Genomic DNA, 15,216 nt, shown 5'->3' on the forward strand with positions numbered 1-15,216 from the left:
ATTAATTGGATGATACTTTTTTCAACACGATCTGCTCGGCGTGCTTGGCCACAATCTGGCTGTAGAATTCTTTCAGGTAGGGGTATTCAGGAGCAAAGTACACGGGCTTGAGCATGTTGATTTTGCTCATGACCTGCAGCACATTACCTTCTCTCTGCAAAATGTACATAAATTTACCTCCATCCTCAGGCAGCGAGATAATCGTTCCCTTTGGCAACTCCTCTACCTCATAACCTTCTGGTATTACAAACTTAATGACATGGGTATAGTCTATAGGTACGGCAATATCCACCGGGTATAGCCTTTCCTCGAGCTTGAATGGGTTTTCCTTCTCACCCTGGCCCAGCATCGGATTCAGGTAGATTACATCGACAGGCTGGCTATTGCCGCTCGCTGACAGGCTATAGTTAATGTTCAGAGCTTTATTTAAGTCCTGTACATTGTGGAACTCCGGCTTCTCAACTTTGTAGTTGCCTATCTCCTTGGTTATTTTTTCGGCATATTTATCCTGTCCGTCTTCCAGTATTGTCCGACGAAGGCTCAAGGCATCATACCCGGTACTCGATTCCGTTACCTTTCCTGTTAAGCCACCGTTTGGATTGATGGTAAGTTCTCCGTTAAAAAACTTGGTGAGTTTACCTGTTGGCGTGAGCGCTACCCAGCGCTGGTCATCTTTCTTGATCAGGCGCCCCTGACCATTCAGGCAGCGAACCGGCAGCATACCTGCTGGCAGCAATGGGTCAGTAGCATCCAGCAGGTACTCCTTATCACCCAGTTTCACATGAGCAATCACGTAGTTAAACTTGTTAAGCATCGGTGAGCCCTGCGGCACACGGCCGTGTTCTCTGGTGCTCACCAGCACTGGGCCGACATCCAGGCCAGCATCCTGTAGCATAGCGGTCAGCATCAGGTTGATATCGGCAGCGCTTCCGCTTTGGTTCAGGTAGGCTTTCTGGATGGGGCCGGTTGCGTAAAAACCATATTTGTTGTTCCACTTAACACTGCGCTTCACGAGGTTGTGAATGGCAATCATCTGCTGCTCCGGATCAGTATGCTTGGCCGTGATAGCAGCTATCTCTGATTTGAAAAAGCCTTTACGGTTAAGTTGAGCACCAAAGCGATCCGCTGTCAGCAAATCCTTTGTTACATCTTCCCAATTGCCTGTCATCACCTGGGGCAATTCGTTCGGGTATTTTACAGTTTGCAGCTCAAAATCAATTTTGGACTGATAGTCGCGCAGCGTAGTGATGTATTTCTCCGGACGCAGCGCAGGCGCGTTTCTGATCACCCAACGGTATACGTCGCTGGTTGCCTCTATCTGACTTGAGCCACCCGGTGTACGGCCTCCTCCAAAACCTGGTGTTGTCTCCCCCGACCATGTAACGGTAAAGCGATCTGCGGTTTTGCTATTGGTTGATTCGTCAAATCTTAAATAACCCTGATGCTCCTGCTTGTAATAGAAATACTCCGGAATGCGTACATTGTACTCGCTGTAAGCCACCGGAATGGTACTCTGGAACTCCCATTCGCGCAGATTATACAGAAAGTCAGAGGTGATCGTATACGAATACTCGATCACAGAGCCTTCCTTCACATTCGGCATCGTAAACTTTTTGGCAAACCAGTTTTCGTTTGTCTGCTCATCAAATATTGCCTTCGACTCCAGTTTGTCTTTTGTCACTTTGCCACCTTCCTGGTTGTAGGTAAAGCCCTTGATGCTGTAAACAGTTTCCTTCCTGGAGTTGCGCTGGTAGTAAGGTACTGAGACATTAGCCGCATCATATCCTGATTTTTTCAGGATCTTGATCCGGGTATGGCGTTCGAACACAATTTTGAAGCCCTTACTGTAGGTAAAGTAAGAATAGCCGTAGTCTGATAGCACGACAGCGGCGGCACTTGTGTCCTGTTCGTACACACGCATTTTAAGTGCATCCTCATCCACTTTGCCAAACTTGACTAATGCGTCCTGGGCTACCACTTGTGTGAGCCCTGCACCCAGAAATAAAAGAAGAGAATAAAAGAGAGTAGAAGTTTGTAATTTCATAGGCTGTTGAAATTTTGTTGTATGAAATGTTATGAAGTTCCAGCATGCTCAATGACTTCATAAAATGGCGTTATCATTTATAAAGCAGTTCAACAGACCGATGTATAAAAGAAATAATATTCTTCTATATTGTCAACACTAAAACAAAATTTAGTATTGATTTTTAACCATTACAATTTCATTATACAGCCCCATGATGGAATATCGTATGGTTTATATTCAAACCGGGAGCCCTGAGAACACAAAAAATTCAATGTTACTTATCTAAGGGGACATATTTAGCCCAGCCCTAAAGTGATGCAACCAGAGCAGAGGGCATGGGTAATGTGCTATTGCAGTATAGCATGTATTAGCTTCTCGCACAATGTTGAGTGAACTGAGTGCGCTGCAAAAAAAAGCAGGACCATGAAATGAATCATGGTCCTGCTACCAGTTAGTGTACAAGGGTGAAATCCGCAAAGAAACAGACCCAGGGAGTGAAGGCGGGCCTGCCTCTTTGCATAGTATTACAGGTAGGATGAAAAATTAGTGCTGTTTTGCCAGAATTCGCGGCAGGTTTCACGCTGTTTTTCCAGGAACTCCTGGTCGCGCTTCAGGCTTTTCCAGTCGCCGTAGCCGAGACGTTCGCATAGCTTGAAGAAGCTGTCGCCCTGGTTTTGGCGACCTTTGATACGAACCAATGAGCTTAGCAGGGGACGGCCTGCAGCATGTTCTGCTTCTGAAATCTCGTCGATTACTTCGTTAAGTTGTGACTTTTCGTAAGAGTTTTCAAGGTTTAGGCCTAGTTCGGCTTCTAATATCAGGTTTTGGAACGACATCAGGTGAGCGCGACCGCGGGCTACTTGAATGAGTTTTTTTCGTACGCGTGTATTCATGTTTCTTTTTTAGATAATGAAGGACAGCGGACAACACCCGCTACTTTGTGCAGTGGGCTCCAACTGAATAGGTTTCATAAAATATCTATATACACTTATACTCCAAAAACGGCTTTCGGGTTGTCCTGTGTTGTGAAAAAATTCGGTCAGGCACCCGAATATTCAGCCTCTGTTATGAAACATAACTGAAACACAACACGTTACAGGCCATTTTTTTACTGCAGTCTTGGCTGTTTCTCGGACAGGTATTTCCAGTAGCGCTTAGGTATGTGCCGCAGGTGCAACTTGGGGTTCTTGCGCTCAGGTATGTTCACATGGTCAAAGTATACCTGCCAGAGCATCTGGTAGCGGGTTTCGTTCTCATCGAACTGGTCGGGGCTTAGTTTGCCCTGCTGTTTAGGCGTTAAAGCTGGATTCTCTAGCTGCACAAAGCTCGTATGCTGCAGATCATAGTAGGCACCGTAACGGCGTGCTGCATCATAAATAGCCCAGCGCTGGTCGGTGTAACGTTTCTCGAAATGACGCACGATCAGGGGCAGCACGTTGAAGTCAGGTGAGATGCTGGCGTAGTACAGACCATCGGCTGTTTTCTGAAAGCGCACGAATGCTTCCATCCGGTGTTTTTCACGGTGTACCTGCTTTTGTATCTGCTGCACCTGCAGGATAAAAGGGGCCGTATAGTTTCCTTCCACACTCTCAGGCGAGTCAAACACAAGCCGGGCATAGTCAAAGATCAGCCGTTCAAAGCCGCTCTGCTCCCATAGGTAGGTATAGTAGAGCGAGTCCAATGCCGTTGCTGACAAGCGCTTCTTTAAACCCTGCCATACCCGGCCGGCCTTTTCTTCGTCGGTCACCACTGCTATCGTTTCTCCAAACATAGAGGGTTGGGCCAACTGCTCAGGCTCAATGGCGGTAGGCCAGGCTTTACGCTCGTATGCCTCAAACACTACCGTGAGCAGTCCCTCGAAGGAGCCGTCGTAGGTATAGAAGTACATCGGCAAGACGCTCCTGCTACTGCTTGGCGTTAAAATTCACGCGGCCCTTCTCGCGCTTGCTATCGTGTTGCATTCTGGAAGAAAGGCTCTGCAGGTGAGGTACCAGCATGTTGAGTTTGCAGCAGCAGGAAACACGGGCAACTTTAGTAGAATTTCTCATTGTTTTATGAATGGTTTGAAATGATGTATGATCTGTTTGGATACACAATTCTGTTTTATGATCTTCTCTCCCCTCTTCCATGTCACACTTTTTAATGTTAGCCTACCTGCCGAAACAAGTCCAGCTGCTGCGTCAGCAGTGCACTTCGCATAGAGCCCTCCCCAAATAAGATGCGGCGACGCAATTGCTCTGAGTCAAAGTCCTGCCGCTGCAGGCTCTTGGTCTGGCAGGTGATAAAGTACTTAGCCCGCTTCAGCACCACGCCCATTTGGCGCAGGTGGTCAAAGTGCAGCGGTGCAAACCGCCGGGCTGATATAATTTTCTTAGCTGACTTCACCCCAATACCCGGCACGCGCAGGATCATTTCGTAGTCGGCCGTATTGATCTCTACCGGAAAGAAATGGCGGTTACGCAGTGCCCAGCCCAGCTTGGGGTCAATGTCCAGGTCCAGATTCGGGTGCGCCTCGTCCAATATCTCCTTTACATCGAAGCCATAATAGCGCATCAGCCAGTCGGCCTGGTAGATGCGATTCTCCCGGATGATCGGCGGCTCTGTGATGATCGACAGCCTGCTATCGGTACTCACCGGTACATAGCCCGAGTAGTAAACCCGCTTCAGGCTATACCCTTTGTAGAGCTGGTCCGACAGCTGCAGTATCTGGCGATCGCTCTCGGCAGTGGCCCCCACGATCAGCTGTGTGCTCTGGCCGGCTGGCGCAAACTTGGGCACCGCCTTGAACAGCTTGCTTTCTTCCTTCGCCTGCACCAGTTGGTTCTTGATCGAGTCCATCGGCAACAGGATCTCGGCGTAGTTCTTCTCCGGCGCCAGGCTTTGCAGACTTTGCTCCGAAGGCAGCTCTATGTTCACACTCAAGCGGTCGGCATACAGGCCAGCTTCTTTTATCAGCTCTTCGCTCGCACCCGGTATGGTTTTGAGGTGGATGTAGCCGTTGAACTTCTCTTCCTGTCGCAGCTTTTTGGCCACTCGTACAAGTCGCTCCATGGTATAGTCAGCATCTTTGAAAATACCCGAACTCAGGAACAAGCCCTCAATGTAATTGCGACGATAGAAGTTGATGGTCAGGTCCACCACCTCCTGCACTGTAAAAGCTGCCCGCTGCACATCGTTGCTTTTGCGTGTCACACAGTAGGCGCAGTCATAAATACAGAAATTGGTCATCAGGATCTTCAGCAAGGAAACACAACGACCGTCTTCGGTATAGCTGTGGCAAATACCCATGCCTTCTGCATTGCCCAAGCCTTTGTTTTCGTTCTTGCGCTTTCCTCCGCTCGAAGAACAGGAAACATCGTACTTGGCGGCATCTGCTAATATTTTTAGCTTACCTATTACTTTATCGTTCATCCTCGCCTTTTCTATCTGCTTGACGGTTATAAAATTACAAAAGCCTTAGCACAAACCCCAATAATATTAGCAACAATATTTATCAACATGCTTTCCACATCCAAAAAATACTAACATGATTAGCAGAGGCAGTTTTCAGGTTTTCAGCCTGAAATTTTCCACATAGAGCCGAAAAGAGTATATTAGGAGGTTGTACCGTACAAACACGTACAACAAACAGTAAGCGCCCCTATACTTCCATGGCTTTTCCACGTTTGCCCTTTTTATGCTGTATGTTGGCCTGCATGCTGGGAGCATGGCTGCTGGCCGGCAATGTGCAGGCGCAGGAAATACCGCCCCGAAAGGATACCGTCGCGGCACCGGCCGACACTATAAAGCAGAAGTTTGACGAACGCGTGATGAGCAATCTGCGGGAAATCTCACAGCGCAAGACCATCATGGGCAAGCTGCTTAAAGCCATACTGGTCTTTGACCGTCGAGATGAAGAGGTACTGGGACTGGACGCCGAGCTGATTCAGCGCGAGTACGAACGGCACAACTATAAAGTGGTGCGCCACGTCAACATCATGACACTGGATGCACTGGGATACTCCATCCACGACAGCACCCGTGTGCCGCGCAGCTTTCTGGAAAAGGCCGGCAACTCGCTGCACGTCAAAACCCGCCGGCACCTGGTGCGCAACAAACTCCTTTTCCGGAGAATGGAGCCCCTGGAGCCGCTGGCACTGGTCGAGTCGGAACGCCTTCTGCGCCAGACCGACTACCTGCTCGATGCCCGCATCATCGTGGACGAGCGCACTACGACCGAAGACAGCGTGGATGTGTTGGTTATCACCAAAGACATTTTCAGCCTGGGCGGGTCTGGCTCCTATACCCCATCGTCGGGCTCGGGCAGAGTCGCCCTGCGTGAGCTCAACTTCCTGGGGCTTGGCCACCAGATACGCGGATCCTACCGCTTCAACATGAACGCCCCCCGGTCCTGGGAGACTACGGCCGGGTATACTGTGGAGAACATCGGCAATACTTATATCACAGCCGACATCAATTACTTCGATCAGAATTTTTACAAAGAGCGCAGCGCCTACCTGCGTCGTGACTTCTTTGCCACCAACACCCGCTACGCCGGGGCTGTCGGGGCCAGCAAGATAGACGAGCAACTGCTGCTGCCGCCGGTGCCTGAGGACACGATACAGCGCTTCGCCGAGGTGGGCTATCACCGGCAGGATCTCTGGCTGGGCCGTTCGTTCAAGTTCAAGAGTTACAACCTGGGCTTTGAGCCACGGGGCCGCCTGATTACGGCACTGCGGGTAATCAACACAAATTTTTATACCAGGCCTACCGAGAACTTCCAGGACAATGTGCTGGGCATCGCCAGTTTAGGTTATAGTGTGCGCCGCTATTACAAGGACCGCTATCTCTATGGCTTCGGTCGAACAGAGGATATTCCGGCCGGTACGCTGGCGTCCGTATCCTACGGCTACGAGCGGGGTGACTTGTTCAACCGGCGTTATTTCGGGTTGGATCTTTCCTTTGCCCGCTACAACAAAGAAGCTGGCTACCTGTACGGCCGCGCCGGCTATGGCTCCTTTATTAGAGACGGTAAATGGGAACAGGGTATGCTGGAACTGGAGTCGCTATACTTTACGCGGCTGTACGAAAACGGCAACTGGAAGCTGCGCCACTTTATACTCGGCCGTAGCACCATTGGCATCAACCGCAACCCCGAAGAGCTGCTCTCAATCAACAACGAAGAGGGACTGCGCGGCTTCCGATCGGGTTTATTGCGGGGCAATCGCCGCGTAGTGATCAACTACGAAGCCAACCTCTATACCCCATTTAAACTATTCGGCTTCCGACTGGCCACACTGGTCTTTGCAGATGTGGCCTGGCTCTCGTACGGCAACAAGAGCTCCCCTTTCAAAAGCACTCCTTTTCAGGGTTTCGGGGCAGGTATACGCTTCCGCAACGAGTACCTGTCGTTCAGCACCATCCAGATTTTGGTGGGCTACTATCCGAAGATCCCACCCAACGAGAACTTCAACAACCTGCGCATATACGAGTCGTCCCGCTCCTACTACGACTTCGAGGACTTCCGCTTCACGCAGCCCGGTATAGCCGAGTTCAGGTAAACCTTTCTGTATCCTTTTGAGCTGATCGGGGTACAAAGGCAGAGTATTTCATTAAACCCTGAACATGGAAAAGCTAAGAGAAAAATCAGAATATGAAGGCAACCCGGTTGGGCTGTCAAAAACTACCGCCACGGCAATGGCCAACGAACTGGACCGCCATCTGTCGTCATTTATCACCCTGTACAACCAATACCACAAGCACCACTGGATGGTGGAAGGACCGCAGTTCCGCGATCTGCACCTGTTTTTTGAGGAGCACTATACCCAGATCCACGAGCAGTACGATGCCATTGCCGAGCGCCTTACCGTAATGGGCTACTGCCCTACCTGCCACCCGGCGAAACAGTTGGAGCTCTCTTATATCGCGCACGAGGAAGAAGGTGTGTTTCGCATCCGGGAGATGCTCAAAAAAGACATGGAAGACGAAAAGACGATCGCCGTGGAGCTGCGCAAATCCATTAAGAAGGCCTTTGAGCAGGAGGACTTCGCGACCAAGTCTCTATTAGAAGGCATTCTTCTCAAAACCGAAGATCGCTGCCACCACATAGAGCATTTCCTGGGTGAAGACGGTCTGTCTATCGGCCTGATCGCTAAACCAGATGACATCATGGAAGAAGACGGTGAGCCAGCCAAAGGGCAGAACGGCAAGGCCAAAACCCCAAAAAAAGCGAAGGCTTAATAAAATAGGCTAGCTGTACCTTACAAAACAGGTAGTCTACTTAGGCTACCTGTTTTTTATCTGGGGCAGGTCTAAACACATCTTCCGTCCACTTAAGCCGTTTCCTGTCATTCCGGCCACTAGGAGAAATCCTAAATAGTGCCATTGCCCTGAAATAATCCGATCTCTCCGATCAGAGGCCATTACCCCTGGCTGCATTCGCCCCTCCGACGCACATCTCAGCCGCAACCCGAATGGCAGTATAAATTCGCAAATCCATAAGTAGACGGCATTGCTTCCAGTTCTCTTTACTAAACACTATCTTTTGTTATTGTATCCTTTTGCCCCTCTCTTCAGGTATAAGGGGAACAGCCGAAACTGGAGGGCTATACCTGAAATGGTTTCACTATATTTGCAGCACTCTATACTTATTACAACAGCACCATGGTAGATCTTGGCAATTACAACGAACTGGAGATAGCACGCGAAGTAGACTTCGGCATGTACCTGACCTCTGAAGACGGCGACATTCTGTTGCCCCGCAAGTATATTCCGGAGGGTGCCAAGGTAGGTGACAAGGTACGCGTGTTCGTGTACCGCGACTCCGAAGACCGTGTGATTGCCACCAACCTCACGCCTTACGCCACGGTACGTGAGTTCGCCTGCCTGATGTGCAAAGACAGCACTGACTTTGGTGCCTTCCTGGACTGGGGCCTGGAAAAGGACCTGCTCGTGCCGCTGCACAATCAGAAAGAAAAGATGCGACCCGGCCGCAAGTACTGCGTGTATGTATACCTCGACGACACCTCCGACCGCATCGTGGGCACGACCAAGCTGGGCAAGTACCTGCACAACGACGAGGCCCCTAACGAGCTGTCCGATAACGAGGAGGTGGATCTGCTGGTAGCCGGCTTTACCGAGATCGGTATTAAGGTGATCATCAACAACCGCTATATGGGCATGCTCTACAAGAACGAGGTGTTCAAAGAACTGTACATGGGCGACAAATTGCGTGGCTATATCAAGACTATCCGCCCGGATAACAAGTTAGATGTGACGCTCCGCAAGCCGGGCACCACCGGCCTGAGCGAATCAAACGAGGCGGCTGATAAAGTAATGGAGGTGCTGGAGGCGGCCAAAGGCTATTTACCGCTGTCTGACAAAAGCAGTCCGGACGAGATATACCGCATGCTGGGGATGAGCAAGAAGGTGTTCAAAAAGGCCATCGGAGGTTTGTATAAAGAGGGTAAGATCGAGATCGACACAGACCACATCCGGCTGAAAGGCAACGAGTAAGCCGCGCCGCAGCCTATGGCATAACTATGCGATTCATGCTGAATTCAAAACAAGAGCAGCCGCAACAGGATTATTTACAGGAAAGCTACGCATTTTTCAACCAATGTGGCGGGCAATCACGTAATTCAGCGAAACGCAAACCTACATGCACCGAACCCGAACCGCACTGATTGCCGGCGCCAGCGGCCTGGTAGGCAGTCACTTGCTGCTTATGCTGCTGCAAAGCGACCGCTACAGTCAGGTGATTTCCGTTGGCCGTCGCGAACTCGCCATCATTCACCCCAAGCTCGACCAGCAGATAGTCGACTTCGACAACCTCAAGAAAAGCGCATCTGAACTGGCCGCCGACGACGTGTTCTGCTGCCTGGGTACCACCATCAAAAAAGCCGGCACCAAAGAGGCCTTCTATAAAGTTGACCATACCTATGTCACGCAACTGGCCGAGATCACGCTGCGCCGCAATGCCACGCAGTTCCTGGTCGTTTCGGCCATGGGTGCCGACGCAGGCTCCCGCATTTTCTACAACCGTTTGAAAGGCGAAATGGAGCGAGATGTTCAGGCTTTGGGCTTTACTTCGCTGCATATTTTCAGGCCGGCGCTCCTGCTGGGAGAGCGTGAAGAGCACCGCACCGGCGAAGAGATTAGTGCCAGGATTATGAAGCCGCTATCCGTGCTGATGATCGGCCCAATGCGCAAATACCGTCCCATCAAAGCTGAAACTGTAGCCAGGGCGATGCTGCGTGCCGCTGCGCAAGACCAGAAAGGCGAAAAGGTATACCTGTCCGATGAAATAGAGCGACTGGGCCGCTAACCCTGTCCATACCTGGCCCGTAAGCTGCAAGGCATCTTATACCTATACCTATGCCTAACAGAAGTCTGCGCCGTGCCTTCCCCAAAGCCTCTCAATACGACCCGGAATGGGTGCGCAAGCATTCTATGGGCGAGAATGTGCTTTTCAACCTCGAGAGCCTCACCAAGTCTCTCCACCTGAAGCCCGGCATGCGGGTACTTGACCTGGGCTGCGGCAAGGCCATTAGCTCTATCTTTTTGGCCATGGAGTTCGGAGTTACCGTTTGGGCTGTAGACGAAGCCGTCTCGGCCAGCGACAACTACGAGCGCATCCGGAGCGAGGGCTGCGAAGACAAGGTATTCCCGCTTGAGATGGAAGCCCGCTCTCTCCCCTTTCCTGAAGAGTACTTTGATGCCGTGATTGTCGTGGACTCCTATACCTATTTCGGCACCGACGAGAAGTACCTTCCGTACATTGCCCGCTTCATCAAACCGGAAGGCCATATAGCTATTGTGGATGTTTGCTTCACCAAAGAAATTGAGAGCCATGAACAGGTTCCTGCGTTCTTGCAAGAAGATTATCAGAACTATTGGTACTTTATACATACCATAGACTGGTGGCGCAGGCTCTGGGAAAAGACTGGCCTGGTTGAAATTGAGGCTGCTGCTGAACTGACAGAGGCAGGACTGGTACGTGAGCAGTACATCAAGGACTACCAGAACTCCGAGGAAGCAGATGCTTTTGCAAAAGCCTTAGAGCTTGACAAAGAGAAGTTTATCACCTTTTTCAAGCTGATTGGCAGGCGTACATCCAAGACAGCTTACTTGCAGTCTTATAAGTGACCTTATTATTTTTTTGTCTGATTTGTAAATATTAATTTTTTCAAACGCAAGAAGTTATATTTTTGCACCCTGCCAGCTGGACATACCTGTCTGGCAAGCCAGATATAACTTTTTCAATAGAACAATGAAAACATTTCTTCGCGTTGGATTCGCCATGGCTTTGGTGATGACGCTTGCCTTCGGTGCACAGGCACAGGAGTACAGTACAGGTATAGGCTTCAGAGGCGGTGTAGCTTCTGGTCTTAGTGTGAAGCATTTTATTAAAAGCGACGCTGCAATTGAAGGTATCCTGAGCACAGGTTTCCGCCACAGAGGTGCTGTCCTGACAGTGCTTTACGAAAAACACGCCCCGGCCTTTAACGCCAAAGGCCTGCAGTGGTACTATGGCCTGGGTGGCCACATTGGAGTTTATGAAGGTCGTCACTACTACTATTACCACGACGAAAGACGTCACAAGTATTACCACGACAACATCGTAGGTGTAGGTATCGACGGCGTATTAGGACTTGAGTATTACATCCGAGACATTCCGTTCACAATCGGTGCTGATATCAAACCTTATATTAGTATACCTCATGTACGCGGCTTCTGGGATTCTGCCCTGCACGTGCGCTACGTATTCTAAGAACTGAAAAGCCTTAACATAAAGCGCCCGCTACTGCTCAGTAGCGGGCGCTTTTGATTTTATATGATTCTTAAAATGTCAACAGCTTTTTAAACAAGCCGCTTCAGAGTGGCTATACCTTAGAAGGCAATGTGCATCAAAGCATCGCCCTGGTTTACCACAGGCATATTGTTGAGCCCTACCACATAGCCGGCTGCCGGCGCATTCAGGCGCACTTCCATCTCACCGTAGGGGTCGGTAATGGTACCTACTACCTGCCCTTTTTTCACATAGCCGCCTTCCGCCACGTTGCTTCGGAACAGGCCCGCATTTTTGGCGCGCACCCATATGTCTTTCATGCAAATGGTCGTCGGCTCTGTGGGAGCAGGTGCGGCAGTACCCATACCCAGGTGGTGCATCAGGCGCAGGGTGCCCTCTATCCCCATGGCTATACCTCTTTCGTCGAAGCGAAGTGACTCGCCCGTTTCATACACGAGAATGTGCTTGCCCAGTTTAGCAGCTTCCTTGCGAAGTGAGCCCTGCCGGTACGATGCGTTCAGCGTAAAGGGCGCGGCAAAGGCCTCTGCCAGCTGCTGATTCTTCGGTTCGGCCAGCACACAGCGTATCTGTGGATAGTTACCGCGACTTGATCCGCCTGTGTGGAAATCCACGCCGTAGTCAATATAGGGCATGACCTCTTTCATGAACCGGTGCGCTACACGACTGGCCAGCGAACCTTCTTTGTTTCCTGGGAAACTTCGGTTCACATCTTTGCCATCAGGCACATCGCGCGAAAAATTCAGGAAGCCATAGATGTTCAGAATGGGCACCGCAATGATGGTACCCTTGAGCGGGTATAGCATCTTTTTGGTGATCATGCGGCGGATGATCTCCGTGCCGTTCACTTCGTCGCCGTGCATACCCGCCATCAGCAGGAGCACCGGCCCGTCGTGTACGGAGCGGAATACATAAACCGGAATATCGATGACGGTACCACTGGGAAGTTTGGAGATGACAAGCCGGGTCAATACTTTCTCTCCACGGTCTATACTTACACCGTTGATCTTAATCGTTTCGGGCATGCTATTCTTTCACTCTTTTGGAGACCTTCTTCTGTACCAGCCCCTCCACGTATTCAATTATTTTTACAGCAATATCTTTGCTGGTGGCCTTCTCTATACCTTGCAGACCAGGAGATGAGTTCACTTCCAGAATCAGCGGTCCGCGCTTGGACTGCAGCATGTCCACACCGGCTATACCTAAGCCCAGCGACTTGGCAGCGAGCAAGGCTGCGGCTTTCTCCTGGCGGGTCAGTTTGACCAGGGAAGCATTGCCGCCCCGGTGCAGGTTAGAGCGGAACTCGCCCTCTTTACCCTGTCGCTTCATGGCACCTACCACTTCGCCGTTCACCACAAAAGCGCGGATGTCAGCACCTGCCGCCTCAGAAATGAATTCCTGCACGATAATACGGGCCTTTAGATTGTGAAATGCCTCAATTACCGACTCAGCCGCCTTTTTAGTCTCGGCCAGCACCACACCCAAGCCCTGCGTACCTTCCAGCAATTTAATCACCAAAGGGGCACCGCCTACTTCTTTCACCAGCATCGATGTTTCTTTGGAATAGTTCGTGAAAGCTGTTTTCGGCATACCCAGCCCAGCCCGAGACAGGATTTGGCTGCTGCGCAGTTTGTCGCGGGAGCGCACAATGCTCTGAGAGTCTACGGCGCTCTTCACTTTCATCATTTCAAACTGACGCACCACGGCCGTGCCGTAAAAAGTAACGGAGGCACCGATTCGCGGAATGATGGCGTCGATATCGGTCAAGCGTTCTCCCTTGTAGAGGATGTGCGGGTCGCCCTGCTCAATCACAAGGTCGCAGCGCAGGTGGTCCAGCACCACCACTTCGTGGCCACGCTGCTGGGCAGCTTCCACCAGGCGGCGGGTAGAGTACAACTTAGAGTTGCGAGAGAGAATCGCTATTTTCATAAAAACTATTTATTCTTCTTTTGTTTGTTATTGAATTTGAGGGAGACGTTTTTGCGGGAGACATCCACAATAAACCGGCCTTTAAGCAGTTTTCGACCGATCAGCACCGGGTACTTCATGTCGCTTCGATCTGAAAGTGAGAACTCCGCCTCGATCAGTTCATCAAAAAATTTGATTTTGGTCTTGATAACGTACCGCTCCTGCACATCCCCAAACGAGTTACGGATATCGCGCAGACTATAGTCAGAAAACCGCAGCTTTTTGTGATTGTACTGTGGGTGTGACGGGTCTAATAAGTCCAGACAGATCACTTTAGTTCCGTCAGCGCGGGTTTCCTCATGAATATCCGAGCAATGGATCGCCGAGGTATAGGCACCGGTATCGATCTTGGCCTCTATCTCGTCAATATCCAGTTCGGGAAAGGCCACCATCTCGCGCCTGCCGATGATCTTTTTCTCTGGTTTGGGCTTTTTTAGATTCTCCTCTTTCATCAGGGGCCAATTTAAGCATTCTGCTTTATGTACGACAATTTGGAGAAGGATTGGGTGTTAAATTTTTGAGGGCGGCACAATGCCCATCTTTTTCTTATGCAGCAACTCGGCAACCTCCTGCAGCAAATGCGAATGCCCGGCTTTGAGCACCACAAGCTCGCCTTTGTGCAAAGCTTTAATAAACACACTCACCCGCTTCGGCGAGATAATCTGATCGAACTCACCAAGAAACATGGTAACCGGCACCTGCTTGTGGTTGAGCAGCCGCACGATCTCGCGGATGTCGAAGTTAAGTTCGCGGAAGCCTATCCAACTGCGGTACACCCGCAGGCGCTTTTCGGTGCTGTCCATTTGGAAACGTGCGAAGCGGATCAGGCTTTTGTGGATCATGTTATACCGGTTGAGCACATTCAGCAACCGGAAGAAGGGCTCCGGCTTGAGTACAGTGCGTTTAAACAGCTGCTGCAGCCAGCCCGGGTAAGTAGCAATATTGTACCAGAAGCTGGTCTTGATGCCATCCGGTGCGATCAGGAAAAGCTCGTCGATGCGCTCCGGGAAGCGCTCCACTAGCGTAAGCGCAAATTTGCCGCCCATACTGAAGCCCATCACCGAAAAGTGGTCAATCTTTTCCTTCACCAGAAACAGCCCGATCAGCTCCTGCAGAAAATCCTTGTCAAGCGGCATGTTCTCCTTGTGCAAGGTGCTCTGCCCATGAAAGAACAGGTCGAAGGCGTAGATGGTATAGTCGCTGCCCAGTGCATGCCCCATAGGCAGGTAGTAGCTGCTGCTCTGCCCATAGCCATGGAAAGCCAGCATAGGCTGCGCACCCTTCCCCAGCACCCTGTAGTGCAGCTTCGTACCGTTATGTATGATGTAAGGCATTCTAAATTAATGGGTCGCTCTTAACTTATTCGGCATGCATACAAATAAGATACACAAAAGGGCCTTTAAATTTTGAGATATTTTGTGAAAGCTCTACTGCT

The 15,216-nt window shown here is 50.5% G+C and carries 15 protein-coding genes; 6 read left to right on the forward strand and 9 right to left on the reverse strand.

The features are described 5' to 3' along the window. Nucleotide 1: 1 nt before the first annotated feature. The 5 genes from AC5FXQ_RS03265 to AC5FXQ_RS03285 all read right to left on the reverse strand — a co-directional run bounded on the left by AC5FXQ_RS03265 (nucleotide 2) and on the right by AC5FXQ_RS03285 (nucleotide 5,437). The gene (locus AC5FXQ_RS03265; RefSeq protein ID WP_493601058.1) at nucleotides 2-2,044 is read right to left on the reverse strand and encodes a DUF3857 domain-containing protein; all 2,043 of its coding nucleotides are present in this window, start codon (nucleotides 2,042-2,044) and stop codon (nucleotides 2-4) included. Between the two features lie 506 nt (nucleotides 2,045-2,550). Continuing rightward, nucleotides 2,551-2,919 (reverse strand): hypothetical protein, encoded by a 369-nt coding sequence (locus AC5FXQ_RS03270; protein WP_040574144.1) that lies wholly within the window; start codon nucleotides 2,917-2,919, stop codon nucleotides 2,551-2,553. Nucleotides 2,920-3,134: 215 nt separating this feature from the next. After that, nucleotides 3,135-3,914: a TIGR03915 family putative DNA repair protein gene (locus tag AC5FXQ_RS03275; protein ID WP_493601270.1), complete on the reverse strand. Its 780-nt coding sequence runs from the start codon at nucleotides 3,912-3,914 to the stop codon at nucleotides 3,135-3,137. A gap of 16 nt (nucleotides 3,915-3,930) precedes the next feature. Beyond that, a complete protein-coding gene (locus AC5FXQ_RS03280) occupies nucleotides 3,931-4,074 on the reverse strand; it encodes a hypothetical protein (RefSeq protein ID WP_493601059.1) in 144 nt (47 codons plus the stop codon). A gap of 97 nt (nucleotides 4,075-4,171) precedes the next feature. Then, a complete protein-coding gene (locus AC5FXQ_RS03285; protein ID WP_493601060.1) occupies nucleotides 4,172-5,437 on the reverse strand; it encodes a putative DNA modification/repair radical SAM protein in 1,266 nt (421 codons plus the stop codon). A gap of 284 nt (nucleotides 5,438-5,721) precedes the next feature. Between AC5FXQ_RS03285 and AC5FXQ_RS03290 the strand changes: the two genes are divergently transcribed. The 6 genes from AC5FXQ_RS03290 (at nucleotide 5,722) to AC5FXQ_RS03315 (ending at nucleotide 11,777) form a co-directional block, all read left to right on the forward strand. Beyond that, nucleotides 5,722-7,566, forward strand: a complete 1,845-nt coding sequence (locus AC5FXQ_RS03290; protein WP_493601061.1) for a BamA/TamA family outer membrane protein — start codon at nucleotides 5,722-5,724, stop codon at nucleotides 7,564-7,566. Between the two features lie 64 nt (nucleotides 7,567-7,630). After that, nucleotides 7,631-8,245, forward strand: a complete 615-nt coding sequence (locus AC5FXQ_RS03295; protein WP_493601062.1) for a Dps family protein — start codon at nucleotides 7,631-7,633, stop codon at nucleotides 8,243-8,245. Between the two features lie 423 nt (nucleotides 8,246-8,668). Next, a complete protein-coding gene (locus AC5FXQ_RS03300) occupies nucleotides 8,669-9,520 on the forward strand; it encodes a CvfB family protein (protein WP_493601063.1) in 852 nt (283 codons plus the stop codon). A gap of 145 nt (nucleotides 9,521-9,665) precedes the next feature. After that, the gene (locus AC5FXQ_RS03305; RefSeq protein WP_493601064.1) at nucleotides 9,666-10,331 is read left to right on the forward strand and encodes an oxidoreductase; all 666 of its coding nucleotides are present in this window, start codon (nucleotides 9,666-9,668) and stop codon (nucleotides 10,329-10,331) included. Between the two features lie 50 nt (nucleotides 10,332-10,381). Beyond that, complete coding sequence (locus AC5FXQ_RS03310; protein ID WP_493601065.1) at nucleotides 10,382-11,152, forward strand: methyltransferase domain-containing protein; 771 nt, start codon at nucleotides 10,382-10,384, stop codon at nucleotides 11,150-11,152. Nucleotides 11,153-11,276: 124 nt separating this feature from the next. Continuing rightward, the gene (locus tag AC5FXQ_RS03315; protein ID WP_493601066.1) at nucleotides 11,277-11,777 is read left to right on the forward strand and encodes a hypothetical protein; all 501 of its coding nucleotides are present in this window, start codon (nucleotides 11,277-11,279) and stop codon (nucleotides 11,775-11,777) included. A gap of 119 nt (nucleotides 11,778-11,896) precedes the next feature. Here AC5FXQ_RS03315 and AC5FXQ_RS03320 read toward each other — a convergent pair whose 3' ends face one another. The 4 genes from AC5FXQ_RS03320 to AC5FXQ_RS03335 are packed head-to-tail and all read right to left on the reverse strand — an operon-like array spanning nucleotide 11,897 to nucleotide 15,115. Next, entirely contained in the window at nucleotides 11,897-12,838 is a 942-nt protein-coding gene (locus AC5FXQ_RS03320) for a succinylglutamate desuccinylase/aspartoacylase family protein (RefSeq protein WP_493601067.1), read from the reverse strand. Between the two features lies 1 nt (nucleotide 12,839). Further along, a complete protein-coding gene (gene rimK, locus AC5FXQ_RS03325) occupies nucleotides 12,840-13,742 on the reverse strand; it encodes a 30S ribosomal protein S6--L-glutamate ligase (RefSeq protein WP_493601068.1) in 903 nt (300 codons plus the stop codon). Between the two features lie 5 nt (nucleotides 13,743-13,747). Beyond that, entirely contained in the window at nucleotides 13,748-14,233 is a 486-nt protein-coding gene (locus AC5FXQ_RS03330; protein WP_493601069.1) for an ATP-dependent zinc protease family protein, read from the reverse strand. A gap of 57 nt (nucleotides 14,234-14,290) precedes the next feature. Next, nucleotides 14,291-15,115 (reverse strand): alpha/beta fold hydrolase, encoded by an 825-nt coding sequence (locus tag AC5FXQ_RS03335; RefSeq protein WP_493601070.1) that lies wholly within the window; start codon nucleotides 15,113-15,115, stop codon nucleotides 14,291-14,293. Nucleotides 15,116-15,216 lie beyond the last annotated feature (101 nt).

The organism is Pontibacter sp. LHS1 (assembly GCF_058932855.1).

Bases quoted from the DNA above. Each gene is read 5' to 3' on its own strand.
- AC5FXQ_RS03265 (WP_493601058.1), bottom strand. From the start codon at position 2,044: ATGAAATTACAAACTTCTACTCTCTTTTATTCTCTTCTTTTATTTCTG.
- AC5FXQ_RS03320 (WP_493601067.1), bottom strand. From the start codon at position 12,838: ATGCCCGAAACGATTAAGATCAACGGTGTAAGTATAGACCGTGGAGAG.
- AC5FXQ_RS03270 (WP_040574144.1), bottom strand. From the start codon at position 2,919: ATGAATACACGCGTACGAAAAAAACTCATTCAAGTAGCCCGCGGTCGC.
- AC5FXQ_RS03295 (WP_493601062.1), top strand. From the start codon at position 7,631: ATGGAAAAGCTAAGAGAAAAATCAGAATATGAAGGCAACCCGGTTGGG.
- AC5FXQ_RS03310 (WP_493601065.1), top strand. From the start codon at position 10,382: ATGCCTAACAGAAGTCTGCGCCGTGCCTTCCCCAAAGCCTCTCAATAC.
- AC5FXQ_RS03335 (WP_493601070.1), bottom strand. From the start codon at position 15,115: ATGCCTTACATCATACATAACGGTACGAAGCTGCACTACAGGGTGCTG.
- AC5FXQ_RS03290 (WP_493601061.1), top strand. From the start codon at position 5,722: ATGCTGGGAGCATGGCTGCTGGCCGGCAATGTGCAGGCGCAGGAAATA.
- AC5FXQ_RS03330 (WP_493601069.1), bottom strand. From the start codon at position 14,233: ATGAAAGAGGAGAATCTAAAAAAGCCCAAACCAGAGAAAAAGATCATC.
- AC5FXQ_RS03305 (WP_493601064.1), top strand. From the start codon at position 9,666: ATGCACCGAACCCGAACCGCACTGATTGCCGGCGCCAGCGGCCTGGTA.
- AC5FXQ_RS03285 (WP_493601060.1), bottom strand. From the start codon at position 5,437: ATGAACGATAAAGTAATAGGTAAGCTAAAAATATTAGCAGATGCCGCC.
- AC5FXQ_RS03300 (WP_493601063.1), top strand. From the start codon at position 8,669: ATGGTAGATCTTGGCAATTACAACGAACTGGAGATAGCACGCGAAGTA.
- rimK (WP_493601068.1), bottom strand. From the start codon at position 13,742: ATGAAAATAGCGATTCTCTCTCGCAACTCTAAGTTGTACTCTACCCGC.
- AC5FXQ_RS03315 (WP_493601066.1), top strand. From the start codon at position 11,277: ATGAAAACATTTCTTCGCGTTGGATTCGCCATGGCTTTGGTGATGACG.
- AC5FXQ_RS03275 (WP_493601270.1), bottom strand. From the start codon at position 3,914: ATGTACTTCTATACCTACGACGGCTCCTTCGAGGGACTGCTCACGGTA.
- AC5FXQ_RS03280 (WP_493601059.1), bottom strand. From the start codon at position 4,074: ATGAGAAATTCTACTAAAGTTGCCCGTGTTTCCTGCTGCTGCAAACTC.